General features: G+C 60.2%; 22 protein-coding genes and 2 pseudogenes. 13 read left to right on the plus strand and 11 right to left on the minus strand.

The features are described 5' to 3' along the window. Nucleotides 1-171 precede the first annotated feature (171 nt). Together mobC and AABF56_RS34595 are read left to right on the plus strand one after the other, a co-directional pair. Complete coding sequence (gene mobC, locus AABF56_RS34590; protein ID WP_272809257.1) at nt 172-642, plus strand: plasmid mobilization relaxosome protein MobC; 471 nt, start codon at nt 172-174, stop codon at nt 640-642. Then, nucleotides 632-3,208 carry a relaxase/mobilization nuclease domain-containing protein gene (locus AABF56_RS34595; RefSeq protein ID WP_272809256.1) on the plus strand — a complete coding sequence of 859 codons (2,577 nt, stop codon included), beginning with the start codon at nt 632-634 and terminating at the stop codon, nt 3,206-3,208. The genes mobC and AABF56_RS34595 overlap by 11 nt, the downstream gene beginning before the upstream one ends. Before the next feature lie 144 nt (nt 3,209-3,352). Here AABF56_RS34595 and AABF56_RS34600 read toward each other — a convergent pair whose 3' ends face one another. From AABF56_RS34600 to AABF56_RS34615, 4 genes and pseudogenes are all read right to left on the minus strand, one after another. After that, nucleotides 3,353-4,288 carry a lytic transglycosylase domain-containing protein gene (locus AABF56_RS34600; protein ID WP_272809255.1) on the minus strand — a complete coding sequence of 312 codons (936 nt, stop codon included), beginning with the start codon at nt 4,286-4,288 and terminating at the stop codon, nt 3,353-3,355. A 169-nt stretch (nt 4,289-4,457) separates the two neighbouring features. Further along, nucleotides 4,458-5,313: pseudogene (locus AABF56_RS34605) on the minus strand (tyrosine-type recombinase/integrase). Further along, entirely contained in the window at nt 5,310-5,696 is a 387-nt protein-coding gene (locus AABF56_RS34610) for a type II toxin-antitoxin system VapC family toxin (protein WP_272809254.1), read from the minus strand. Before AABF56_RS34610 ends, AABF56_RS34605 begins: the two are co-directional and overlap by 4 nt. Then, the gene (locus AABF56_RS34615; protein WP_272809253.1) at nt 5,696-5,950 is read right to left on the minus strand and encodes a type II toxin-antitoxin system VapB family antitoxin; all 255 of its coding nucleotides are present in this window, start codon (nt 5,948-5,950) and stop codon (nt 5,696-5,698) included. The genes AABF56_RS34610 and AABF56_RS34615 overlap by 1 nt, the downstream gene beginning before the upstream one ends. 869 nt (nt 5,951-6,819) lie before the next feature. Between AABF56_RS34615 and AABF56_RS34620 the strand changes: the two genes are divergently transcribed. The 5 genes and pseudogenes from AABF56_RS34620 to AABF56_RS34635 all read left to right on the plus strand — a co-directional run bounded on the left by AABF56_RS34620 (nt 6,820) and on the right by AABF56_RS34635 (nt 10,489). Beyond that, the gene (locus AABF56_RS34620; RefSeq protein WP_272809252.1) at nt 6,820-7,263 is read left to right on the plus strand and encodes a DNA-binding domain-containing protein; all 444 of its coding nucleotides are present in this window, start codon (nt 6,820-6,822) and stop codon (nt 7,261-7,263) included. Between the two features lie 177 nt (nt 7,264-7,440). Further along, entirely contained in the window at nt 7,441-8,460 is a 1,020-nt protein-coding gene (locus AABF56_RS34625; protein ID WP_336314414.1) for a transposase, read from the plus strand. Then, nucleotides 8,457-9,374, plus strand: coding sequence for a TniB family NTP-binding protein (locus tag AABF56_RS34630; RefSeq protein WP_272809251.1), 918 nt, complete (start codon nt 8,457-8,459; stop codon nt 9,372-9,374). Before AABF56_RS34625 ends, AABF56_RS34630 begins: the two co-directional genes overlap by 4 nt. After that, nucleotides 9,371-9,724: pseudogene (locus AABF56_RS37860) on the plus strand (TniQ family protein); the annotation flags it as partial. The gene AABF56_RS34630 and the pseudogene AABF56_RS37860, both read left to right, overlap by 4 nt. A gap of 156 nt (nt 9,725-9,880) precedes the next feature. Then, the gene (locus tag AABF56_RS34635) at nt 9,881-10,489 is read left to right on the plus strand and encodes a hypothetical protein (RefSeq protein ID WP_272809250.1); all 609 of its coding nucleotides are present in this window, start codon (nt 9,881-9,883) and stop codon (nt 10,487-10,489) included. On the opposite strand, the gene AABF56_RS34640 is transcribed toward AABF56_RS34635, so the two are convergent. After that, nucleotides 10,440-11,357 (minus strand): recombinase family protein, encoded by a 918-nt coding sequence (locus AABF56_RS34640; RefSeq protein WP_272809249.1) that lies wholly within the window; start codon nt 11,355-11,357, stop codon nt 10,440-10,442. The two genes, AABF56_RS34635 and AABF56_RS34640, sit on opposite strands and share 50 nt — an antisense overlap. A 524-nt stretch (nt 11,358-11,881) precedes the next feature. Between AABF56_RS34640 and AABF56_RS34645 the strand changes: the two genes are divergently transcribed. Further along, the gene (locus AABF56_RS34645) at nt 11,882-12,838 is read left to right on the plus strand and encodes a DUF1403 family protein (protein ID WP_272792123.1); all 957 of its coding nucleotides are present in this window, start codon (nt 11,882-11,884) and stop codon (nt 12,836-12,838) included. Between the two features lie 14 nt (nt 12,839-12,852). Then, nucleotides 12,853-13,515 (plus strand): SMC-Scp complex subunit ScpB, encoded by a 663-nt coding sequence (gene scpB, locus AABF56_RS34650; protein WP_272792124.1) that lies wholly within the window; start codon nt 12,853-12,855, stop codon nt 13,513-13,515. Between the two features lie 214 nt (nt 13,516-13,729). Here the strand turns inward: scpB and AABF56_RS34655 are convergent, their stop codons facing one another. The 3 genes from AABF56_RS34655 to AABF56_RS34665 are packed head-to-tail and all read right to left on the minus strand — an operon-like array spanning nt 13,730 to nt 16,596. Continuing rightward, nucleotides 13,730-14,752, minus strand: coding sequence for an RES family NAD+ phosphorylase (locus AABF56_RS34655; protein WP_272792125.1), 1,023 nt, complete (start codon nt 14,750-14,752; stop codon nt 13,730-13,732). Between the two features lie 11 nt (nt 14,753-14,763). Next, nucleotides 14,764-15,705: a sce7725 family protein gene (locus AABF56_RS34660; RefSeq protein ID WP_272792126.1), complete on the minus strand. Its 942-nt coding sequence runs from the start codon at nt 15,703-15,705 to the stop codon at nt 14,764-14,766. 3 nt (nt 15,706-15,708) lie between these two features. After that, nucleotides 15,709-16,596, minus strand: a complete 888-nt coding sequence (locus tag AABF56_RS34665) for a sce7726 family protein (RefSeq protein ID WP_272792127.1) — start codon at nt 16,594-16,596, stop codon at nt 15,709-15,711. Nucleotides 16,597-16,677: 81 nt separating this feature from the next. Between AABF56_RS34665 and AABF56_RS34670 the strand changes: the two genes are divergently transcribed. Further along, a complete protein-coding gene (locus tag AABF56_RS34670; RefSeq protein WP_272792128.1) occupies nt 16,678-17,367 on the plus strand; it encodes a hypothetical protein in 690 nt (229 codons plus the stop codon). Between the two features lie 185 nt (nt 17,368-17,552). After that, complete coding sequence (locus tag AABF56_RS34675; protein WP_338341959.1) at nt 17,553-17,714, plus strand: DUF6527 family protein; 162 nt, start codon at nt 17,553-17,555, stop codon at nt 17,712-17,714. Nucleotides 17,715-17,818: 104 nt separating this feature from the next. Here AABF56_RS34675 and AABF56_RS34680 read toward each other — a convergent pair whose 3' ends face one another. Next, on the minus strand, nt 17,819-19,450 hold the full coding sequence (locus AABF56_RS34680) for a hypothetical protein (protein WP_272792129.1): 1,632 nt from the start codon (nt 19,448-19,450) through the stop codon (nt 17,819-17,821). 451 nt (nt 19,451-19,901) lie between these two features. Here AABF56_RS34680 and AABF56_RS34685 point away from each other — a divergent pair, with 451 nt between their 5' ends. Both AABF56_RS34685 and AABF56_RS34690 read left to right on the plus strand, forming a co-directional pair. Continuing rightward, nucleotides 19,902-20,567 (plus strand): hypothetical protein, encoded by a 666-nt coding sequence (locus tag AABF56_RS34685; protein WP_272792130.1) that lies wholly within the window; start codon nt 19,902-19,904, stop codon nt 20,565-20,567. An 86-nt stretch (nt 20,568-20,653) separates the two neighbouring features. After that, nucleotides 20,654-21,535 carry a DUF4238 domain-containing protein gene (locus tag AABF56_RS34690; RefSeq protein ID WP_272792131.1) on the plus strand — a complete coding sequence of 294 codons (882 nt, stop codon included), beginning with the start codon at nt 20,654-20,656 and terminating at the stop codon, nt 21,533-21,535. Nucleotides 21,536-21,779: 244 nt separating this feature from the next. On the opposite strand, the gene AABF56_RS34695 is transcribed toward AABF56_RS34690, so the two are convergent. After that, nucleotides 21,780-22,517 carry a DUF3800 domain-containing protein gene (locus tag AABF56_RS34695; RefSeq protein ID WP_272792132.1) on the minus strand — a complete coding sequence of 246 codons (738 nt, stop codon included), beginning with the start codon at nt 22,515-22,517 and terminating at the stop codon, nt 21,780-21,782. 421 nt (nt 22,518-22,938) lie between these two features. Continuing rightward, nucleotides 22,939-23,565: a substrate-binding domain-containing protein gene (locus tag AABF56_RS34700; RefSeq protein ID WP_272792133.1), complete on the minus strand. Its 627-nt coding sequence runs from the start codon at nt 23,563-23,565 to the stop codon at nt 22,939-22,941. Between the last annotated feature and the right edge of the window lie 8 nt (nt 23,566-23,573).

Below are 23,573 nucleotides of genomic sequence, written 5' to 3' on the forward strand. Positions count from 1 at the left end.
ATTGCTCGCGATATCGCTGGCAACGATCGCATTAATAACGGGCAATTGTTCGGGGGACAATTGCGCGCCGCTATCGACGTGACATGATGGCGAGACTGAGAATGCATGGTCGAGCGAAGCAGGTCATTGAAGAAAATATAGTTGTCATTCATTATGGCAGGATAGTCAAGTTTGTGGTACAAACTTGACGTCGCCGCGCCTCCGGCAGGGCTGTGGTTCGCGCCTCTGGCGCTCAGGGTCGCCTCCGGCAACCTGGAAAGCGGGAAGGAAACGATGCGAAGCGAGGTGGTCAGGGTCCGTCTACAGCCGGAGGAGCGAGATGCGCTGGCCGTGCTTTGCGGAGAGGACCGCACCGCCAGCGACGTCATCCGGCTGCTGTTTCGCGACCAGGCCGGTCTACCGCTCCCGGTCGGTCCGGCCGAGGCAGACGCCCTCCGCGGCACGAACGAGGAGCTGCGGCGCATCGGCATCAACCTCAATCAGGCTGTCCGGGCGATGAACGAGGGGCGTGTCGGCTATGAAGCGCATCTCGACGCGGCGCTCCGTTACCTTCTCGACGGTGTGTTTCGGCTGCGCGCCGACGTCGACCTGATGCTGCGGATCAGCCGCAAGGAGCGGAGGGGGGCTGGCCGTGGCGCATGATTGGTCCGGACTGCTCGGCGAAATCCAGGCGTTGTCCGCCCGTCGTGCATCTTTCTTGATTGATGACGAAGAGGAGTTGCGCCGGCGCCGCGCGGTTGGCCTCGCCATAGCGGGTGAGGCACCGAAGCAGCGTTTCATGCCTACCGGGATAGCAAGCAAGGCGCGCACAGGTCCAATTTCGTCCAACGAGCCGACGATCGCGTCGATCCTGCAAAGGCCGCAGTCATCACAGCAGGGCGTCATCGCGCTGGTCGGGGCCATCGGCGCTGGCGGCAACCGGGAGGACGACGATGAGCGGCGCAAGTCCGGCGGGGGAGGGGCCGGTGCTTCGTCCGTCACTTCGTCTCATAAGGCGCGGCCAATCTCCTCGCTGCGCGCAGCAACGAATGGATCCTCAGCGGAGACCGCAAGCCGCGCGGCGATTGCCGCCGGCGCGCAGCCGGCGGTGATCAAGGTGACGTCAACCGTGTCCAGCAGGGGGTCGGCCGCGGGTCTAATGACCTATCTCGGAACGCGGGAAATCGAGAAGGAGAACGGTGAGAAGGGCAAGGTCGACATCCCGGTCTACGATCAGGACGGCCTTGTCATCGCAAGCCGTGCGGACCGGGCAGCAGTTCTGGCCGAATGGGGCTCGGACTTCCGCGATGCCTATGCGGTCGACGCGCTGGCCACGTTTTCCATCACGCTTGCCGATCCGGTCGACGATGCAGCGCTTCACGACGCCCTGAACACTGTCTTCGGCTCGAAGCCTTTCCTCTATTCCCGGCATCCGGATGGCAAGGTCTCCGTCTATGCGGTGACCGACCTGCCCGCGAAGAAGATCGCCGGCGCGCTGAAGGCACGCGAGAAGGGGGAGGGTCCGGCCCGCGCTGTCGAAAATGCGGAGAATGATTTCGTGCGCCGACTGGCCGACGCCGGCGTCTCCGCCGAGGTCCGCATTCTCGGGGCGGCCGTCTCGGAAAAGTCCGGTCGTTACTTCCTTGAAAAGTTTCTGCGCACCGAGAAGGCCGTAACCACCAGCGAAGGCGAGCCGGTCAAGCGCGGGACCGGCGTCAAGGAGCAGGCTGAAGGCATCTGGCCCGCCTGGTCCTGCCACATTCGCACCGTTGAGCCGCGCAACGGCTTTCATGTCATCTTCTCGGCCCGCGCCGGGACTGATCCGGAGGCGATGACGCGCGCTGTCCGGGATTTCCTGAGCGAACAGGTCGCCGGCCACCGGTGGATCACCGCGCATCATCCCGATACCGGCCATGTGCATGTCCATGCGATGATCGCGGCGCATGATGACGTTGGCAAGGCGCTGCGCCTGACCAAGCCGGAACTCTATGAATGGCGGGAGCGTTTTGCGGCCAAGGCGCGTGAGCAGGGCATCGCCATGGTCGCCACCCGGCGCTCGGATGTGGCGGCCACACGGCCTTACAGCCAGTCGCAGGCCGGCGCCTACGAGCGCAGCAAGAGCGATCCTCGCTATCTGAAGACGCCCGCCGTCACCAAACGCGTCGAGCGCAAGAGGGCCGGCGTCGTCGATCGTGCCTCGCTTACCGATGGGAACCTGGCGCTTGCGCCGAAATGGCAGGCAACGGCGAGCGCCTTAAAAAGGGCCGGGGCGGCGCCGTCGGTGATCGCGGCGGCTGACCGTTTCGCAGCCGCGGCGACCGAAAAGGCTGTCCAGCCAGCGCCGCGCCATGCCAATGGCTTTGTCCTCCTTCGTCTCGAGAGTGAGCAGGCCGCCGATCGCGACACGATTGCTGCGATTGTTCAGCGGGTGGTCGGCGTAGGTAGCACCTTCGTTTTGGCCGGTCGTAAGGCGATTTATGTCCTGGCGCCCACAACGGCGAGCGTCAGCAAAATAGAGCGTGAGCTGGCCAAGCAGAACGACGCGTTCGGCCCCGTTGGCGAAACATTGGCCGTCACCAGCGACATCCAGGCCAAGCTCCTGAAACAAGGTATTCGCGCCGGCGTCGCGATTGAGGCCGCTGGTTCTGGGAAGGACGGAGTGCCGTCGCCCTGGCTTCAGAAACGGTTTGATGCCTTTACTCAGCAATCCGGTGCGCCGTCGAACGAGTCGTTGGCAGAGCTCAAAAGCTTCATCGCAAACATTCAACGCCAGGAGGAAAAGACCATGCCCTTATCGCTGGAGCAGTTCGACGAGCGCGTGTCGCGGGCGAACAAATCAATGGACCGGCTGGAGACCATGGTCGACAGCGGTGCGGAACGCCAGGCTGTCGAGGAGATGCGGACGGAAATCTCCGCGCTCTTTGCCGAGCAGCGCCGTGACATCGAGATGCAGCAAGTGCGGTCGGTCGCTGACACCGCAGGGGGAGGGGGCAAACCGTTGGCGGCCCGCGCCGATGATGCGCGAACCCAAGATCGGGCCGTGCCGCAGACGGTCGATCCTGCTATCGCTGCCCAGCAGCAGGCAATTGCCGCCGGTCGTGCCGCTCGTGCGGCGCGGGAGCAGGCAGGCGCGGCCAAGGGCGCGCAGGACGAACAACGCCAGCGGATCCTCCGGCACGCCGAACAGGAACGCCAGCGCGGCAATGATCGCGATGGCGCGGAACGATAGGCTCCATACTACTCGTCCATCAAACCGCCAGCGAGGTTACCGCCCCGTTTCTCGGTTCCTTCTCGTGGATTACGAGTTTGCCCCAATCTGTGCGTCGATCGCCTTATACGCACGGCACGCAATTCGGCGAACCGCTGGGGCCAGTCAGTTCCTGAAGACGATGCAGGCGCCTTCGCGCTTGCGGACTTCAACGCACACGGCCTCGGCTTCTTGCCGGGTCGGGCGGCCGATACGGGCCGTGTATCGCAGCCTTGTCCCGAAGGCACGGTTGCGTTCCTTCTGGATCAGCGGCTTTTCCTTATTCAGCGGCGCGGGCAGAGATCGAATGGTCGACAGGAACAGTCTGATTGCCACCGGCTTCTGGAAATGCCCCGCCAGTTGTGCGCCCCACGGCGCCCAGGCGCCTTCCGCTTCAAAATCCAGGGCCTTGAGGCGCCGCGTGCTGGCAAGTGCGATGCAGGCGTCCTCGAAGGACTTTTGCCCGTCGAGTCGCAGATCGATGGCGGCAGGCGGGTTGTCGCGCCAGTCCTCGGCCGCATGTGCCGTGATTTCAAGGACATAGTTGCGGGTCTCCGGCGGCAGGCTTCCGGTTTTCAGGAACGTCCGCAGTCTGCCTTCGCCGGCATTGTAGGCGGCGGCGGCCAGACCGAGGTTGCCGAAGCGGTCTCGCAGGTCATCGAGATACTCAGCTGATTTCTTCAATGCCTCCAAAGCGTCGAAACTGTTCGATAGGCCGCGCAGTCTTGCAGTGGAGGGAACGAATTGCGCTATTCCTTCCGCGCCCTTTGGGCTGACGGCATCTGGACGGAACCGGCTTTCCGTCCAGATCAGCCGTGCAAAGAAATCTGGCGGTAGATCGTTCTCGCCGGCGAAACGGGCTAGCGCCCTGCATATGTCGCGATTAAAGGTGGCCTCGCGGACGCATAGCGTTCCAGTGCTGGTCGCTATTGAGTAAGTACAAGGCGGCGCGCGCCATTCAATCTGAGCGATCGCGGCATTCGTCGGGATGCAGGAGGCCAGCGCCCCCGCAGCCAGCAGGGCAAGTCTTCCCCTGTCCCATCTTCGTCGCCCGCGCCACATCGCTCCCTCATACCACCAATGCGAAACGAGAGGGAGATGCCTACTTATCGCGCCGATTGTATTTGCCTGACAATGCCTGACCCTCGACGCCATGGTGAGAGTGGCGGCCAATCCGTATGGGCGACCGCAAAGCAAGTCGACTGCCGAGACCTTGGCGGGGAGGGGAGGGCTACAGGCCCGCGGCCCTTGTGAGGTTGATGCGAAACCGGTCGCGGCGGCGCTGGTAGCGGCGGGTCATTTCGGCGGAGGCATGGCCGAGCTGCTTTTGCACATGGCGTTCGTCGACTTCGGCCGAGGAGGCGAGGCCGGCACGCAACGAGTGCCCGGCAAACATCTGGCCGCGCTCGGCCGCGGAGAGGTCGTCGCGTACACCGGCCGCCAGCCCGTCTTGCCGCGCAGTGTCAGCAGCGCGCCCTTGTCGAAGATTTCGATCCAGCCCGAGGAATCTTCCGTCTGGTCGCGGCCAAGGTCGAGCCCGGTGATTTCCGAGCGGCGCAGGCCGCCGGAGAACCCGACAAGCAGCATGGCACGATCCCGCATGCCGCGAAGCGTCCCCCTTTCGAGCGTCTCAAGCATGGCGATCAGGTCTTCCGGCAGGATTACCTCCTTCTGCCGGGGCGGGGCCGCGTGTTTTTTGCGGATGCCGGCCAGCACGGTGGCAATGGCGCGGTCCTTGCGATCGAGTTTTTCGCCGCGCTGCGTATAGTTCCAGCCGATGGCGGAGAGACGACGCTCGATCGTCGAAACGCTGTCCTCCTTGCCGCCGCGCGTCGGTGCGCCTGAAGCGCATGCCGTGATGTAGAGTCCCACCACCGAAGGATCCGGCGGGAGCGAAGAAAGACTCTGCCGCCGGCACCAGGCGGAGAAACGCTTCCAATCTGATGCGTAGCCTGGCGGGTGCTGGCTGAGCTTGCCGCCTCGACATAATCGCGAGCGCGATCGGTGACGTCCTGCAGATGGACCCTAAGCGGAGGGGAGGGGCGCGCACTATAGCGCGTCCCAACGCTTCGCTCTTCAATTGTCATGCGGCACTGATGTCCGTTTGTGAGAAGTCATTGCCTTTGAAGAGCAACGGCTCACCCGTCATGAACGCGAGAGCGTAGGAGAAGCAATCCCCGTAATTTAGCCCAGCCGGGTGGCGGCCCTTACCGTAGCGGCGCCAAGCGCGGCGTGCCTGATCCGCATCGCCCGGAGATACGGGTACGACCTCGGCACCGATCTTGTGGAGCCATAGATCCAGTTCGCTACCGCCAGCCTCGCCAAGCCTCGTTTCAAGCACCATTGCCGCTTCAAGCACGGTGGCCGCCGAAATCAAGCGTATAGGATCGTCGGCGATGCGCTCTTCGAAGGTCAAGGCATCCGGTTCGTCCAGCGCGATCGCAACAATCGCCGAGGTGTCGATGACCATCAGCCGGGTAGTCCGTTCTCGTCATAGCCGACAATCTCATCTGCACTACGTGTGTCTAGGACTGGAAGGCTGCGCCAGCGTCGTCTGCTGGCCGCGAGATCCTCCAGCAGAGCTGCCTTGCGAATACTGGATCCGAGGCGGCGTAGACGCTGTTCAAGCGCTGTCCGCGTCGCGAGAGTGATACTTTCGCCGGTGCGCTCCGCGAGCGTGCGCGCCAGACGTTCGGTTTCCGGATCTTTTATACTAAGGGCCATCTTCAAAGGTTCCTGATGATCTATATTCTACCTATATAACTCGTCCAGCCCCGAATTGCACGCATCATAAGCGGGGCGCCGCTCGGCCGGTCGTCGGTGGGCGCTTCGTCACGCTGCTCGCCCTGAGCGACGTGTTCGGCGTCAACCCGGATGGGGTCGCTAGAATGTCGGAGGCCGCTATTCGAATGGCGCGCGGCGCACGCGCACCATGTCACCGCCGCCCCATGGAATGGCCACCGATCCGTTGCTGCGCAGTTCGGCTGAATATGAGCGCCTGGCCACTCAGATCCTGGCGGACCCAAGGTGGACAGCCGCACAACGCCTACCGCATCGCAAACGCGACAGGGCTCGTGCGCGGCTGATTGATGCGGCGCATTCCAGGAATGGGTGACCCGCTACCGGGTCTCCGCCCGAGAGGACAGCGAGTGCGAAAAAATCGAGTCACACAGAAGACCATGGAGCGCGTTTCGCGGGTCGGGATGAGGCGTTGTTCGTCAAGCGTAAAAAACCGCAGAGCGGGCTTCCTTGGCCGAAATCGGCGATTGCCCGGAAGAAGGTGCCTGTGAGCACCCGGTCGGTCGCCGCGACCGCCGTCAACGCCGGTCGGGATTGCATGCGAGGCGCTAGACCGCTGCAGTCCGCTGATCAAGCGCACAACGAGTCCGCCCAATGGCTGCGAATTTCGACGACCACAGACGCCTGAAACGGACTGTCCGGCGATCAAATGCGAGCGACAGTGTCGCTAGTCCTAATTCAATGGACTGTATGTCTTTGTTTTGTAACAATAGTAGGTCACCCTAATTGAGTGGATTCGACCAGGATCGCAGGATTCTATTCTGATTTGCCGGTTAAGGTAAGGGTGACGGCCGATGAGCCGTAAACGCGATAAGCTCATGGTCGATGACGCGGTGTGGTTGGATGCCGTGTCGCGCGAAAAAGTGATCCGACCCTTGGCATTATTGCCGCGCCTTTCACCTTTGCACGTAGGCGCGGCATGCCGTGAGCTGAAGATAAGTCGAAGTCGCTTCTACGTACTGTTGAGCCGGTATCGTGCCTCGCCGGTCACGAGTTCATTGCTGGCGGACAGCTCGGGTCCACCGAAAGGCAAGACGCTTTTGTCGCCTGAGATCGAGGAGATCATTCAGACGGCGATTGCCGATACCTACCGCAAACGAGAGCGGCCGACTGTCACCGCACTTTACGATCGGGTGGAAGAACTCTGTCATGAACGTCGGCTTCATCCACCATCATTGAAAGCTGTCCGGGCTCGAATAGACCTCGCCGATCCCAGAAGCCTGATGCAGGCGAGATAAGGCGCGAAGGCAGCCCGGCAGAAATTCGATGCCGTCGTCTGCGAGTACGGTGCCGATCACGCCCTCCACATCGTCCAGATCGATCATACCTTGGTAGATTTGTTCATCGTAGATGCGAGAGATCGACGGCCGCTGCAGCGTCCCTGGTTGACATTGGCCATTGATATCGCGAGCAGAATGGTGGCCGGCTTCTATCTCAGTCTGGAGCCTCCGTCGTCGACGTCGGTAGCCTTGGCGATCCAGCATCTGGTGATGCCAAAAGCACCTTGGCTGCAGGCGAGGGGCATTGATGCCGAGTGGCCGGTGTTTGGACTGCCCGACATTATCCACCTCGACAACGGGCGGGAGTTTCATGGCAAAGCTCTCGTTAGAGGAGCACCTGAGCACGGCATCGAGCTGGTGCACCGCCCCGTCGCCCGACCGCATTACGGCGGGCACATTGAGCGGCTGATCGGCACGATGATGGGCGCTGTGCATCTGCTGCCCGGATCCACCTCGAGCAACATAGCCAAGCGAGGCTCCTACGATCCGCAAAAGCACGCGGCGATGACGCTGGACGAATTGGAGAGGTGGTTGGCCCTTCAGATCGTCGGCCGTTATCACGCTGAAGTTCACAGCGCATTGCTGCTCCCGCCGCGAACCGCCTGGAATGATGCTGTCGCGGCCCGTGTCGATCCCTTGCGCCTGCCGCACGATCCAGACCGGTTTTTGCGAGATTTCCTGCCCTTCAAGGAGCGTTGCATCCGCAGGGATGGCCTGCATCTGTTTGGAATTCGTTATTGGGATGACGTTCTCAGTCCGTTGGCTGGCCGGTCGGCGCGCCAAGTACGGGTCAAATTCGATCCGCGCGACCTTTCCTGTGTCTATGTTGAACAGGAGGACGGCTCTGTCTGGCCCGTCCGATTTGCGGCTCTGGACCGGCCGCCTATCACCCTAGGGGAACATCGCCTGGCGCGTGCAGCGCTCAGAGAGCGCGGGGTTCGTTCTGTCGATGAAAAATTGATTTTCGACACCATCGCGGAGCAACGGCGACTGCTGGAAAGCGCCGTTCAGCAGACCCGAAGCATGCGCCGCCATGTGGAACGAACCGAACGAGCACTCGCCGTTGGCGGGGAACCGTCCCGCCCGCCGGAGACCGAGGCTGAAGACGAGACCTTCATCGACTTGTCGCCCTTAACTGTAGAGGAGTGGTCGTGATAGAATATGCGCATCTGCTACCGGCCTATCAAAGCCAAGCAGCTCTTGGCGACGACGAGCGCGTGGCCTGGATCCGGTCTGATCGGTGGCTGGAAACGGCGCAAGCCAGATCAGCACTGATGCGTTTGGAGGATTTGCTGTCCTATCCTCCGCGAGATCGCATGCCTTGCCTGCTTCTCTATGGCGACACGGGCATGGGAAAAACGAAGATCATCCGTAAATTCCTCCGCGATCACGCGGCCTCCTTCGATCGAGCAAGCGGTGTGACCACCATGCCGGTCGTGGCGATGCAGATGCCGGCGGAGCCGGTCGAACGGGACATCTACGGCGAACTCCTGAATGCTATGGGGGCGCCGGGGCCCGCGAGCGATGCGGCTTTTCGGCTCAAGGGAATTTGCAGAAGCCTGATGCGCAGCATGGGTGTGCGGATGCTGATCATCGACGAAATCCATGCCATGCTGACCGGTACCTTCCGCCAGCAGAGGATCTTTCTCAACGTCATCCGCTTCCTCGCCAATGACCTGAGGGTTCAACTGGTTTGCGCCGGTACAGATCTAGCCCGACAAGCTTTGCTCACCGATCCCCAACTTGCCGAGCGCTTCGAAGCGTTTCATCTCGAACGCTGGTCGAACGATCAAAAACTGGCGCAACTCCTGTCGAGCCTCGCTTGCATTCTGCCGCTGCGCCAGCCATCGCAACTGGGCGCGGCTGCCATCCGCAGGCGCGTTCTCGACCTAACGGAAGGAGTGACGGTGCGGATTTTTCGACTGATGGAGACAGTCGCGACAGACGCTATCCGCAGCGGCCGGGAATGCATCACTGTTGAAAGCTTCGATCGCGAGGATCTCGTCTTGCCGCTCGTTGCCATGCGCCGTCACGCGGAACGGCAACTCGGGCGACGGGTCGGCCGATGAGGCGAATACCGCTGCTGCCGATCGCGCCGCGTCCTTACGATGGCGAGTTGATTTCATCATGGCAAGAGCGCGTTGCCTGCCGCTATGGATGCACGGCAGACCAAATCGACCTCTGGCTTGAATGCGGGGACGATGACCTCGCGAGGAGGTTTTTGAAGCGCGACTTCCATCCGAGAGCCCAGATGCTCAAGGCTTGGGCACGTTCCTGCAGACTGCGGCCGGACCAAATCGAGGCGATGGCACTTGGACGCATGATCAGACCCGCAGTCTGGTATGTTGATGATCGCCGAGAACGCGGAACGTGCGCCGAATGTCTCGATGAGGACGCTGCGGAGGGCCGTGATCATTTCCTCCGCCTTAAATGGGGTCACGTTGAAGCTGCCGTCTGCGTGAAGCATCGCCGCACGTTGCGGACTTACTGCGAGTGCTGCTTTGCTCGTGGTTGGTTTCGGTTTGACTGCCTGCGGGGGAGGGCGGTGCTTGTCTGCAGAGCGTGCGCGAGCCCGGTGTCGACCACGACGCGGGAGACCGAGGCTCCGGTTTTTTTGGACTTCCAGATAGAACTGGCCAAGGCCATTCAGGCGATCGTCGAGGGCCGGCATGTCCTCTCAACTGACGATCTGACGGTCGCGATGCAATTCCTATGGATGCCAACTCACTTCAAGGGAAAGCCATACATAGCGTGGTTGCGAGGTGCGTTCGGATTGCATCCGCTTGCTTCCGCTTTCCAGAACTCTCTTTCAGATTTGTCGGTTGCCTGGCGCATCGCCACTCTGTTGTCGGCGGCGCAGCTGCTCGACTTGGTCGGAGCAAGACAATTGTTCGGGGAGCCGCCCACTTTCATGGAGCAGGCGTTCACCGGATATCTCCGTGGCTCGCCGTCGTCGGCGGCCGAAAGGCCGGCGCCGGCGACGAAAATTTCTTCCGTAAAGCTCCAACTGCGGTCGGATGCGGAGTACCGTCGGCTGGCCGAAAAAATTCTCGCCAGCGGTGAATGGAAAGAAGTTGCCCAAATGAAGGGTCGGTCGCGCGACAGGCATGTTTGGCGTCTCATGAGCGAGGCGCTTAAGAGCGCACCAGTCCAAAGCGGCGTGCTTCCTCCAGCAAGTTCCTGACGGAGGACGGCTGCCATTTCCGGCCGCCGCGGGGCGGTCGCTCGTGCATCTGATCCAGTTGGGCGGCGATGTCGCGAAGCGAAAGATCCGGATCGGCGATCGTGATTGCGGCGACGAGCTTCATCAAATGGTCCTCGGGCGCGCGACGAGGAGAGCGAGCCAGCAGTTCCGGCTTGGCAAGCTTCTCACGAACCAAGCGATGAACCGCTCGCCGCAGCCGCTCGATGGTCCAGTCATGACCGCGACGATTGAGGATACGCACGACGTTGTCCCAGCTGTGCTGAGGTCTAAGTTGCCGTACGGTCGGCAGCCATGTCTGTGCCGATGCAATCAACTCGTCGAGGTAGGCGCGCTCGCGCGCCGCAGAAACCGCGCGGATCGCCTCAGGGCGGCGTTCCCGAAGGCCGGGATTGCCAGCAAGCCGGCCGCGCGCCTTGGCGGCCTTCATTCCGGATTTCGTTCGTTCGGCGATCAGGGCCCGCTCGAGCTGAGCAACGGCGCCAAGCACTGCTAAGGAAAACATCCCCTGTGGCGTCGAGGTATCAATCGGGTCACGCAACGAGCGGAAATGCACACCGCGCTTTTCGAGGTCTTCGATGACATCGAGCAAATGGCTGACCGATCGGGCAAGGCGGTCCAGGCGCACGACGACGAGAACGTCGCCGGCGCCAAGGTCCTTGAGCAGTTTTGTCAGCACGGGCCTTGCGCGCGACGCACCGGATCCGTGCTCCTGGTGGATACGGTGGCAGCCGGCCGCCCTTAGGTCGTCGACCTGCGCGTCATTGAGTTGATCGTCAGTCGAAACGCGGGCGTATCCGATCAGCCTTTGCGGCAGGGGAGGGGGAGTGAGGTTTGCAGCTTTCGCCATCGGATTTTTCTGGGGTTTTTGGGGCGGCTTGTACAAATAAGCAATGTGCCAGAAAACGGTCCTTTGCAAGCGTGTTTTATGATCTAAATAAAGGGCCGCACAGCGCGAAATCGAACCTGAGGGCGGCGTCGGTTCGTCGCAGGTCCAAAAGTCGCCCAGGAAGGCTTCTGTGGCGGAATCGCAGCAAAACTGGCTGTTTTGAAGGAGATCAAGCTCGCGCTGTCGCTGTATGCTATCTTCGACGCTGAGAACTGAGAGGCGGGACTTTGTGACGGCAGCTTGGGATGACCGCAGTCCACTCAATCAGGGCAGAAAAATCCACCAATCCTGGTTGAGAATCGGCCCAAAAGCCTTGGTTTTCCGGCGAATCCACCGATCCTGGAAAGCCGACAGACGCTATTTCTTTAATAAAGACAATAATAAACGATAATGCAAGATTATCATTCGTTCTGAGATGCCGACAGGTAGGGCGGTTTACAACCAAATCGGTAGCAAAAAGCGCCGCTGCGTGTTACTCTGTTTGCATGAAAATCGCTGCTGATTTGCTCGAGATCGATCTGCCACCAGTGCCGAAGGTGCCGGCCTGGGCGCGCTCGCGCGGCGAGATTTCTTACGATGTCGACGGTGCTTACATGGCGGGTGCAGCGTTGAATTCGTTGGATAGTTTAGTGCGGCAGAGTTGTCCTTGGGCCGGTGCCTGGCGCCAGCGACTGGCCCTGCATAGTGCTAGCGCGGCGGTGAACTTGACCGGTCGGCGCGAGGACGAATCCGCGTTGCGCGATACCCATTTTCTGCGCGGCAAGGGCGATGATCCTGGGCCAGCCGGGCACCTGCTGATGGCCTGGCGCCGCTTGGCCAGCCGGACCACCAGTTGCGACGCAGAGTTGGTACGCCCGGTGGTCGAACAGCATTTTGCTCTGCAGTGGGATGACGTTCTTGCCGAGGTTGTCGCCAATGCCGAAGACCTGACGGCGTCGTCGCGGCCGGCTCCAGCCTTGGCGGCCGAGATTGCCGCTGCCGTCTACCGGGCCCGGCCCGATGCCGAATTGTTGGCCTTTTGGCTTGCTGACATGGTCCTCGCCCAGAAGTTCAGATGGCCTGTTCCGGTGCCCCTGCTGATGGGGCAGGTGGCTTCGCCGACCTTTAAATCGGGCGAACACCGCAAACGCATCCGGCCGGGAGGAGAAGGTTGGGGCAAGGCGGTGTTTTGGGCCTACGCCACGGCGGCGGCAGAAGCCTGCGATCTCGGGTCAGAGCTGGGGCAGCGGGCGGCAATACTGGCTTCGGCGGCGCCAAAGTTGCGCGCTAAAGGTGCTGGCGACGTCATCAAACTGCTACTGTCCGATGACGCGGTGCCGGGCTCCTGGTCCAGCCCAAGACTGTCGGCGCGCGGGGCTCGGCGGCTATTCGATCGCTTGGGAGAGTTGGGGGGAGTGCGCGAACTCAGTGGCCGGCCGACGTTCCGGCTCTACGGTTTGTGAGGCAGGGCAACGGGATGGCCAGGCGCAAAAGGACAGATGCCGAACCGCCGATCTTCGATTCCGAACTGGTCGATATGCCGGCTGACCTACGCTGGCGCGAATGGATGAACCGCATCGAAGCCGTACTGTTCGCGGCGCCCAAGCCGGTGGAGCGCGAGGTCCTGGCGCGGGTGATCGGTCGTGACGCCAGCATCGACCTGCTCATTGACGACATCCGTGAAAGCCTGCGGGGCAAACCCTACGACCTGGTCAGTGTCGCTGGGGGCTGGGCGTTCCGCACCCGAACGGCCTATGCCGATGCCATCGCCACGTCTGCTGCGGTGCCGGACCGGGCGATCGATCTGACTCAGAACGAGGCCATGGTGTTGGTGTCGATCGCCTATCACCAGCCAGTCACGCGAGCAGGGGTGTCGGAAATCCTGGGGCGGGAGGTGTCGCGCGACGTCATCGGGGCGTTGCGGGACAAGAACATGATCACCGCGGGACCCCGCAGCCCGACGGCCGGGGCGCCGTTCACTTATGTGACAACCAAGGGGTTTTTGGAGCATTTTGGGCTAGCTACGCTTCGTGATCTTCCCGAAATTGAGGCGCTCCAAGATGCTGGTCTTCTCTCCAGCGACCATGGCCAGCACGGCGACGTTCCGATTGGCAGTGACCGCTCCGCTGACGAGGCATAGGATTTTGGGAGTGTCAGTGCCACGGTTGTATGGATGCTCGGAAGCGCTCAACCACCCGCCATCTTCGCCGCACCGCAACTTAGACTTTATATTTCATCAATCGAAATATCGAGATAGCGCTCCGGATCGCAACGACAGCACTATGGCATGACGCGCATATCCCACGTCCCATAAGGAAAGTTGGAAACAGCCGAGTTGGCGCTCATCGCGGCGATCAGGCGGGGTCAACCTGGACCGTGACCTTCGTGATGTTAAACTTTGAGACTGCGCCGCCGATCGCCTTCGCGGGATCAAATAGCGCTAAGTTCATCCCGTCGCTGACCGAGCTGCGGTAAACGACGCCGTCATAGCCGTTCTTCTTGATGAACTCACAGAGATACTGGCTGGGAATGTAATCGATTGCGGCCCCACGAGGCAGCACAGGGCGTGTCAACTCATCCCCAAGCCGCTCCAGAAACGCAATGTCCGCCCGCAGCTGACCGATCGCGCTCGCATCGGCCAAAAGGAAGGGCGACACCAGCTTGCGCGGGTTACGCAAATCCACCGCGCGCAGCGGCATAGGAATTGTGAACTCGGCGACGCACGCCACCTCGCCGGTATGAGGCCGGACTTCCGCGGCCGCGGTCTCTGGAATTGAACCGAGATACAAATATGGAATGCCGGGCGGGTTCGCGCGCCCGTGTGATGCAAGCCGCTTTGGCGGAGCACCCATTTCTCCAATAAGATAAACTGTGTCGTCGGACAGGATACGCGCCCGGTACCACTTCGCAGGCATGTCATCCGTCGGCAAATGGCCAAGCAACTCCCGCAGCCGATCCGCGTCCAGGACCTCGTCCAGGAAGTACCGGTTCTTCCACATCAGTTCATCGCGCAGATTTTCCCATTGCGCGAGAGCTTTGCTGTCATAGGCGGACGACGGCGCGAACGGCTTGCGGACGATGTCGCCGTCATCGAGAATCTCAGCGAGTAGCTCCTTCGAATGCGCAACGTCCATTGCGGCATGGCTGAACAGCTGCCAGTCATCTTTCATCCATTCAACTAAGGTTTTGCCCGCGGAATCTGCTTCGTAGATCCCGATTAACAACTCGAAGATGTCAGCGAGGGCACGTGGTTCAACCAGGATAACGGCTGTCGACCCGCAGAAGTCACAGTCCCCCATTCCATGGCTGAGCGAGGGGATGATGTCGCGGCGAAGGCCACGGTCGTCGAAGCATTCGGGGCAACAGAACTTCGGCATGTGATTGCCCGCTACTCGGAAAAAAAGTCTGCGAGCGTCTCGATATGATGGCGCATCGAAAGCTTCTTGACCTGCCCGAGCCCCGGGAAGTGGCCTTTTTCATGCAACTCCCGAAATTCGGCGATGGCTGTGCTAGCAAACAGTCTGGAGGTTCCGGAATCCAGCTTAGCGATCAGTTTTGCCAGCGCTTGGGCAAACTTACCGCCCGGATCAGTCGGCGTGTCCTTTGTCGTTGATACGAAATGATAGATGTACATCACCTCGTCCTTGTCGGGGTCGAGGAACGTCAGGTGGATCGCGACAGCGTACGCGGGGCCGCCACCTTCAACATAGTCGTCGCCAACGATTAGGAAGTCGCCGAACCCGTCCATGTCTTCCTCCTCGAATGTGAGGTGGAGGTCTGAAAACAATTCGACTGCTGGATGATCGGCGTTGCGCCGCCGTTCGAACCCGTCACGAAGAAGGATACGGGTTTTGCTGCCTTTCAGGTGTTTCCGGTAGAGCTTGTGGCAGTGCTTTTCGAAGAAGACGTGTCGAGTCTCAGAGAGGTCATTCCCGAGCGCTTCTGCTAGCGCCTTCGCTTCGGTGAAACCGGCATGGATGAATACAGGACGATGTGCCTGGTGCTTGGTGTGACAGGCCATCGCGTCATCGATATTCATGTCGTTGGTGAGCAAGATGCCGGCGCTAATGCCGTCTTTATTTAGAAATCCATTTCCCAGAAGGGTCGAGATGCTCACGCCGTCCTCAGCATGATCGCCATAGGCTGGATTAATGATCACGATCGCCTCGCCGCCGGCGTCGCAGATCGCCGTCAGGGTTCTCTCTAATCCCTTGAGCGCCTCCCGCACCGGCTCAATGATGGGCACGAACCCCGATCCAGCCATCAGTGCTGCGGTTTCGCGAATGGCGATCAGCTCGAACTGCTTGCCACGAAAATAGGGGTGATACATGCGTTAGGCCCAGGCCATCGACTCGCCCAGCGGCGTAGAGATCGCTTCTACCACATGGGCATGGTCTGCACGGCGCACCGGAATTGAAAGAGCGGCAGCGTGGAGCGAGCGCGGGAGCCGGTCGACGAGGTAAGCTAGTGGCGCCAGATCGCGGGTGCGTTTTAAGGTCCGCACCACTTCGCGGTGAACCGCGACGGGGTCCAGATGCGCGAATAGCGCCCGCATGGCGGCGTGGCGCTGTGTATTGGGAACATCAGGAACGGCAATGCTAAGCGCTTTCAGGATACTCGCAGCTTCTGCTGAACGAAGCGATTCGAACACCGTAGCCGGGCAGATTCGCTCGGGACAATCTACTGCGTCACGCACGGTCGCGATGCGGTAGCGATGCGACAAGCACAGGATACCGACATCCTCCGGAAGGATCAGTCGGACGCCGTCCACATGGCGCTCGCTGACTACAACGTTCACAGATGCGAATACGCGTTTGTAGTTTTCCACTTGGTTGATCAGACGCGCGAGGGAGTCTCGCTCGGATTTGATCTCGTAGACCGTCGAGGTTCCGTTGAGAATGACAAGATCGGCTTTGCACGATCCGGCGCGAAATTCGTTTAGCATTGAGGCGGTGCGCAAGGAGTGTTTGCCCATCAGTATCTTGTGGGTCAGCGCTGACCGATAGATATATTCATCGCGTAGTCCGGCGACCCTGAGAATCGAGAAAGCGGCCTCAAAGGCATCCCCGACTGTGGCTTCTTTCGCGCACAGCTCGGCGAGGCGGGTCTCGCCGAGTAGACGTCCAAACAGCGCAGAGCGCCCCTTCCGGGCCAGTTGCTGGAACACGGCCGAAGAGAACAGGCGCGTCAGCGCTGAAAGTTCTGTTGTACTTACGGTCACGTTTTTCCCCGACGCGCAGACTTAGGCCGCGACTGAGCCAGTTTAGCTTAGCGGCCCTACAACGCAAATCGATAATGCTCAATGGGTTACCTCACCTATCAAGCCGCCATGCTCATATTTGCCGGCAATGCTGGATATCGCGGTCCGGACGTTGCGACTGCCATTGCTGAGAGCATCGGCTCCCGCGAGGCAATTCTCGCGGTCAGTCAATGCGACGTCATCTTCAGTTGCGTCGACACCCACGAGGCAAGGCAGATTGTTGACCTGATCGCGTCTGCCTTTCTTATCCCCTTGTTCGACGTGGGCGTTGTCATTCCGACGCGGAAGGTGGGGAACGACGGAGTAGCAATAGCCGACGTTTGTGGCCGGATCGACTACGTCCAGCCTGGGGGTTCTACTCTTGCTGACCGGCGCGTATTCACTCCCGAGAGCCTCCGCGCGGAATGGCTGCATAAGGCGAACCCAGGCGCATTCAAAGAAGAGCAAGAAGCCGGCTACATCAAGGGGCTGACCGAACAGGCCCCTTCCGTTATCTCGCTCAATATGCGGGCAAGTTCGGCCGTCGTGATGGAGCTCATCGCTCGTACCTTTCCCTTCAGGCACGATGCGAATGAGCTTTATGCCCGGACCACGTTCAGCCTGGCGGCAGCCGAGGAGGAATACACCCCGGAGAGCGAATTCGATCGAGACCCCGACACGGAGCTAGCCCGAGGCGCAGAAGAGCCGCTGCTGGGCATTCCCGCGCTCGGCAAGCCAAAGGGCAGAAAGTGATGAGCCTGCCCCGCTGGTTTCATCGTCTGTGGGATCGGTTCGGCCCCGCGCGTCGACTTCAAACTGTCGTGGGAGACGAGTTGCCCTCCGCGATGCCGTCCAGGGACTTGGTGCTTGCTATCGATGATGGCGAGCCATGGAGTGTGGGCATGATGTGCCCATGCCGCTGCGGCGCCATGATCGAAATGCTTGTGGTCGATGCCGGGAAGCCACGATGGGACATCGCCGTAGATGCCAAGGGTCGGCCGACTTTGCGTCCATCCGTCTGGCGGAATACCGGATGCAAGTCGCATTTCTGGCTGCGTTCGGGCCGGATAGTTTGGTGCGGCAATTCCGAAGCGGACTAGCGCTTTGACTAGCCAGGGTCGATACAGAGAGCCGGGTAGTTGGGTTATCGCATACACGAAAAAGCATGTGAAACACCGCGCGCCCTGGGCATTCTCCCTAGGTCTTAGGAGGCTGGCGGCTTTGGAACGGCAATCGCCGCGTCTATTTCAAGCAGCGCATTGACCACGCTCTCCAGCAACTGCAGACCTTGCACGGCTTGTGGGTTCCTGCCATCGACGCCAAGGCGCTCAAGGCCACTTTGCACCAGGGTCGAACCGAGGTGCGAACCGGCATTGCGAAGGTCAATCATACCAAACAGCGGCCCCATCATCTTCCTGGCCTGTTCCTCGGTTAGGACGGTACCCAACAAGCGCTCAATGGCCTTTAATGACCCTGGCTTCTTCTCGCCCTTGGCCAATGGGGGGCATTGCGCCAGCACCACATCAACATCAACCCGTTCGGTGAAGAGCTGGGTCAATTGCTTGGAAAGTTCCAGCAAACCTTCCGTCTCCGCACTTCGGAACCGATGGGCTCGCGTGAACAAGTCCGGCACCTGGGCATTCTCACGAAGCAGCTGCTGACCATACCGCTCGCGGAAGCTCGAAGCGACACTATCGACGGCCTTTTCAATAAGGGCTTCTGGCGCCTTGGTCGAGGCCGGCTGGACCATCATCTGCGCCTCAAAAAGCTCCTTGGACACACCGCCATCCGGGGTGACGTTGTGGGCGGCCCAAATTCGCTGTTCCCATGGCTTGAGCATGCCGATGTCCTTGGCGAAAACGGTGATCAGACCAAGGTCGTTGACACCGAAATGGACGGTGTCTGAGGTCGCACCCACACCACCAGTATCTCGCGACGCCCAATGAAGCCGACCACCACGATGCCGAAGCAAGGCATTGATGATCCCCGGGTCAAAGTAAAGCCAACCGATGTCTCCATGCAGCCGCGCAGCGGCCACCCGGGTACCATCCGGCTTGGTCACGAAAGAAACCTCATCGGCTGGCTTATCACCGCGGACACGAGGGCTGAATGTTCCCGGCTCCAGCCATTCAGTTCGCCATATGGCGCCTCTGGTGAAGAACGATCCGCGAGGATTGGGCCAACCTGCCGAGGTGGTAGTGTATTCGAGCAGATCTCGCCCCTCAGCCACGTTGATTGGCTTGCGAGACCAGCCGTAGCCGGGATCCTTCTCAGTCACTGCCGTCCGCTCGGCATAGCTCGAGCAAAAGAGACGCATCCCCCGTGCTGCTAGATAGTCGTTGAGGAATTCAGTTTTGATCTCGATGGAAACCGGCTCCCCATTATCGCCTCGGGCCAGCCGTACGACCTCCGGCCACCCTTCTTCGGGCCGGTACCAGCGATCGCCTTCCTGGATAAGCCGGAGCGCCACAACCAGATCAGGATGCAGATGCCAAATCTCCTTGCTCGGCTCCTCGAGGTGCTGGGCAATGACCAGGTTGATGCCAAGTTCGGTGTCTCCCCAGCCACGGAACACATCCGATGACTGGTAGCCCCATGATTCCATACCTGCCCGATGGGGGTTCAGCCCGACATCGTTCCATCCCATCGTGTCTACATCAGCGGACTTGGCGGAATGAACCGCGGCGGTCGCTGTCCCGTGGAATTCGGCTACAGAGATGACCCGAGGCGGGAGATCGTTAAGCGTCGACTCCGTCACCCTCCGCAAGGGGGTCCAGGTGCGCGCCGCGAGCTTCGGCAAGTCAGCCAGATTGAAGAAGGTCTGCTTGATCGTCATAGGCGCTCCTTTGCCTGGCGCAGACCAGGAATCGGTGCCGCGATCGAGATGTGGACCAAGATACGCTCTGCGGCAACGGTGGAGCCTGGGAAACCCCTGCTCCCTTGCTTGGGTGAGCCCTTGGGGTGGACTGAGCGAGGTTGAAGTGCCCACTATGGGATGCCCGCTCGCGCCCCCAGGCGTTTTGCGGCGATTGCCAACACATATTTGCGGCGGACGCTCGCCTCGCCGATCTTGGCTATCTCTTCGAACTAGCCATGGGCAATCCGAGTTGAGGCGTTGTCTGCATCGATCAAAGCAGCGAGACGAACGGTCAAGGGCCGGTCGCGGTCCTGGTTGGATAAAGTAGTTGGGCGCTATGGCACTTAATATAGTGAAAACGTTGTTTTTGCCCATTGTGCCGACAGGGCGCTGAGGAGATTGTTGTCCTACGATCCAAGAGGGGGCACCTATGTCTGTTCTAGATATTCCTCTCCGAAAGGCCCTTCAGTTATTCTATGCGCCCAATTCACTGCGTCGATCCATTTTGAAAGAGGACATTCGACTTGATCGTAAAAAGGAAGCCGGCGGCACTAGAAGTCGAGGCGGCGACTTCTACCTACCCTTTTGGTCAGACGTTAAGATGCACATCTCTGGCCGAGGCGACCTAGCGCAGCTGACCCAAGATCGCATCCGATCGAACAGGAATTTCAAACGACTTTATCCGCTACTGACCAATGGAATTCTCGAACTGCTTAGCGCAAAGCTGCGCTGGTCAAACGAGCCCGTGGAGATCGTTCCTATAAGCATGCACGGCAACCTGCGTATCGAAACTTTGGGAGCCACAGTTCGGATAAGGGATGCACTCCATGCGCGCGTCCGGGGGGAATATACACGTGTGGTATACCCATACTTCAGTGAAGAGCCGCCGCTCTCGGAAGAAGGAGGGAGGCTAGGGCTCTGGGCAATGCAACAAGTCCTAACTGAAGCAGACTCCGCTGACATGCGTGTTATCGATGCACTGCGTCGTACTTTCTTCTCTCCGCAAATGACGCCGTTGCAGGGCAACGAGGAGGCAGTTTTTCATGAAAAGTACAGGACGTTGATTGGCGAGTGGGAGCGACTGAAGCTGGAGTGAGCGAATGCGCGAATGTCGTCTAGGCTGTTTAGCCTTTCACATGCCATAGACAGCGCCCTTATGAGGAGAAGTCATGGTGACGGCCCGTGCCTAAGTCCGGTAGCCACAAATCGCAGCACTATATCCCAAGGAGCTACCTTTCCGCCTGGTGTGATCCGCATACGCCTGCTGGAATGCAGCCCTTTGTGTGGACCTTTGATCCCAGTGGCGGCGTCGGCCGCAAGCGAGCACCCCAAAACCTCTTCACCGAGACCGACATCTACACGATCCTCGGGCCGGACGGTTCCCGGGATCTGCGGATAGAGTTTGAACTGTCGAAACTTGAGCAGGGCCTGAAGACACTCGTCACAGACTTCGTAGCCAGCCACCGCCAGTTGCCTCGGCTTCGGCAATGGCAGTTGATCGCCTTCATCGCAGCGATGCACGGGCGTACGCTTGAAGCGAGAGAGATCCAACGGACGCTTTGGCAGCAGACCTTGGACGCGGCTGAGAAAAAGGCCGTTGCTCTAGGTATATCCGCAAATTCCGAGGCGCAGCTAAACAGCATTCGAAAAGCGGTGGCGTCGCCTATGCAGTTTTTGTTACCGGGAGCCATGATGGATGGTCTGACCATGCTAAGTGAAGTGACGATGACTATTATGTGCTCCGTTGAGCCCGACTTCATTACTTCAGACAGTCCGGTAACTTGGTTCGATCCAACTGTGCCTAGGGAGAGATTCTTAACTCACAAGAGTTCTCTAGCGAATCCGGGCATCGAGGTGGTGATGCCGCTTTCGCCGCAGCATACAATTATCTTGCATTACCCAAGAACACCCTTCGAAAAGCCGGTCCGTTACGTCAGTGCTGGTTCGGCGACCGTCGCTGCCCTAAACAAGCGCACGGCGCACTACGCCCACAGGGCCGTAGTGTCATGGAGAGACGGGTCTGACCCCGAATGGCGAATAGGGGCGCCGGACCGGTCGGATTGACGTCACTCAATGCCAGGATGTTGCTGGCGAATGTCTGCTTTGGGGATTGGTCGAGGGGCGTTGAACGGCAGGAATGGGGGCGCATTGCGGACGGAAGAGGGGCCAGCGACAGGCATTGGACGCTATATTTGCCTCAGCAGTGGGTTGACAGTCCACCTAGCTGGACCCATTTTGTAAACAAATGGAACGGGAATGCTCGTTCGGCGTCGGGCCTCGGGGAATACCTCGGGGCCCTTCGCTTTTCTCACGGGAATATTTTCAGCCCGTAGCCGCGTATTTTCCCAGCCGCACTCCGACGGAACTTGGGTTCTGCAAGATCGTAGGCCCGGTTTGGCTGGTCAGGAGCTATTATGTGCCGGGCGACCGGGTAGGCCAAAAGGTCGGCCATCTGCAGCCCCGCTGAATTATGCTTCTTGTCCATGAAGCGGATGTCGAGGTTTGGCATGGGTCCAACCTGGTTGCCGCCAGCGGCAATACGCCTGAACTCGAGCTCTAGGTCATCGTCCTCTTTCCGGCCTCGCTGTTCGACCAGTATCCAGGTCTTGCGGTGATCTTGCCCTCGTTCGGCCAAGAACCGCTGCAGGCGCTCCATGCAGAAAGTTAGCGCAATTTTGTATGGATTGTCGGGATCATGGTACTTCTGCACATGACGTTGCTTATCAATTGCAGCCGCTATGAGCGTGACCGGCGCCTGTTCGACGACATAATTCACAGTTGCCATGAAGCGGTCGCGCACGGTCTGATTGAGCAAGATGGAAAAGTCACCGGACGACTTCCGGATCTCGCGGCTATGTAGAACAACGCCGTCATGGCCCCAAAACTCGAACTTGAGTGCCTGCACAAGCGGTACCATTGCTGTCCGGTAGGCCTCTTTCTCGAAGATGCAGAAGGTGAGCACAAACACCGGATTCTGCGGATTTATGCTGACAAGCCCGTGGTCGCCGCTCTCATCGACGTAGACTATAAAATCACTGAATTCCATGCACCCAGCGTTGCACAGACGCGAGATTCTGCCAATGCAATGGAAGCGTGACGGCACTCATGCACGGGGAGTCGGGCCGGATTCGCATAATATTTGTTGGGGAACCCACAGTGCCTCAGCGGCGGCCACCAACATGTGCGGCCCTGCTAACGGCAATCGGTCGGCCGCATGAGAATGGAATGATCGGTCTCGTCCACCGCGGCGCCCGCCTCACGACGCGCCAGCACTTGGTCAATGGGCGACGCAGACTACGACGTCGTCCTAACTGGAATTAGCATGTGGTGCCGCATGACGAGGTCGGCGCGCTCGACTATGGCTAGGCCATTGCGCTTTTGCCGGCGCCACCGGTTAAGGCGGCAACGCGATGGGGGGGCCGCGCGCCGATACCGGTCTTTTGTACGCGAGCGACGGGATGGCTAGTTCAGACTAACTTCAAAATTCGGTGCGGGCGCGGAAGGCCGACGGACTTGCGCTCCACAAGCGGGCAATCAATCTGGAGTCTGCCTGCTATGATGCCTAGTTTTTGCGCTTCGCGCTTAGCGTAGATGTGCGTAATCGCACGTCTTCCCATATCTTCGTGCGGAACGCGGATTGTGGTGAGCGGAGGCTCCAGATGACGGGATGAGGATGCATCGTCGAAGCCGATGACCGAGAGGTCGCGCGGAATCGATAGCCCAGCTTCCTTTGTGGCCTCGTAGCAGCCGATGGCCATCTCGTCGCTGGCACAGAAGATCGCCGTGGGTGGCTCGGGCAGAGCGAGCAGTTCGCGGGTGCAATCGTGGCCGCCTGAAAGCGTCCAGTTGCCTGATCGGACGAGTTTGGCGTCGAACGCTATGTCGGCGGTCTTGAGGCCGCGCTTGTAGCCGCGCAGACGGTCCTTGCTAGCTTCCATCCAGCCTTCGCCGTTAATGAAGGCAATGCGCCGGTGGCCGGAGGCCGTCAGGTGGCGCACGGCCGTTTCGGCGCCCAGCGCATGCGCCGGCAGGATGGCCGGAGCAATGTCGCCTTTAGTGTGGCAGTTGATGAGCACGACGGGAACCGAGCTCATACCAACGG

Source organism: Shinella sp. WSC3-e, assembly GCF_945994535.1.
In the GTDB taxonomy this organism is placed as follows: domain Bacteria; phylum Pseudomonadota; class Alphaproteobacteria; order Rhizobiales; family Rhizobiaceae; genus Shinella; species Shinella yambaruensis.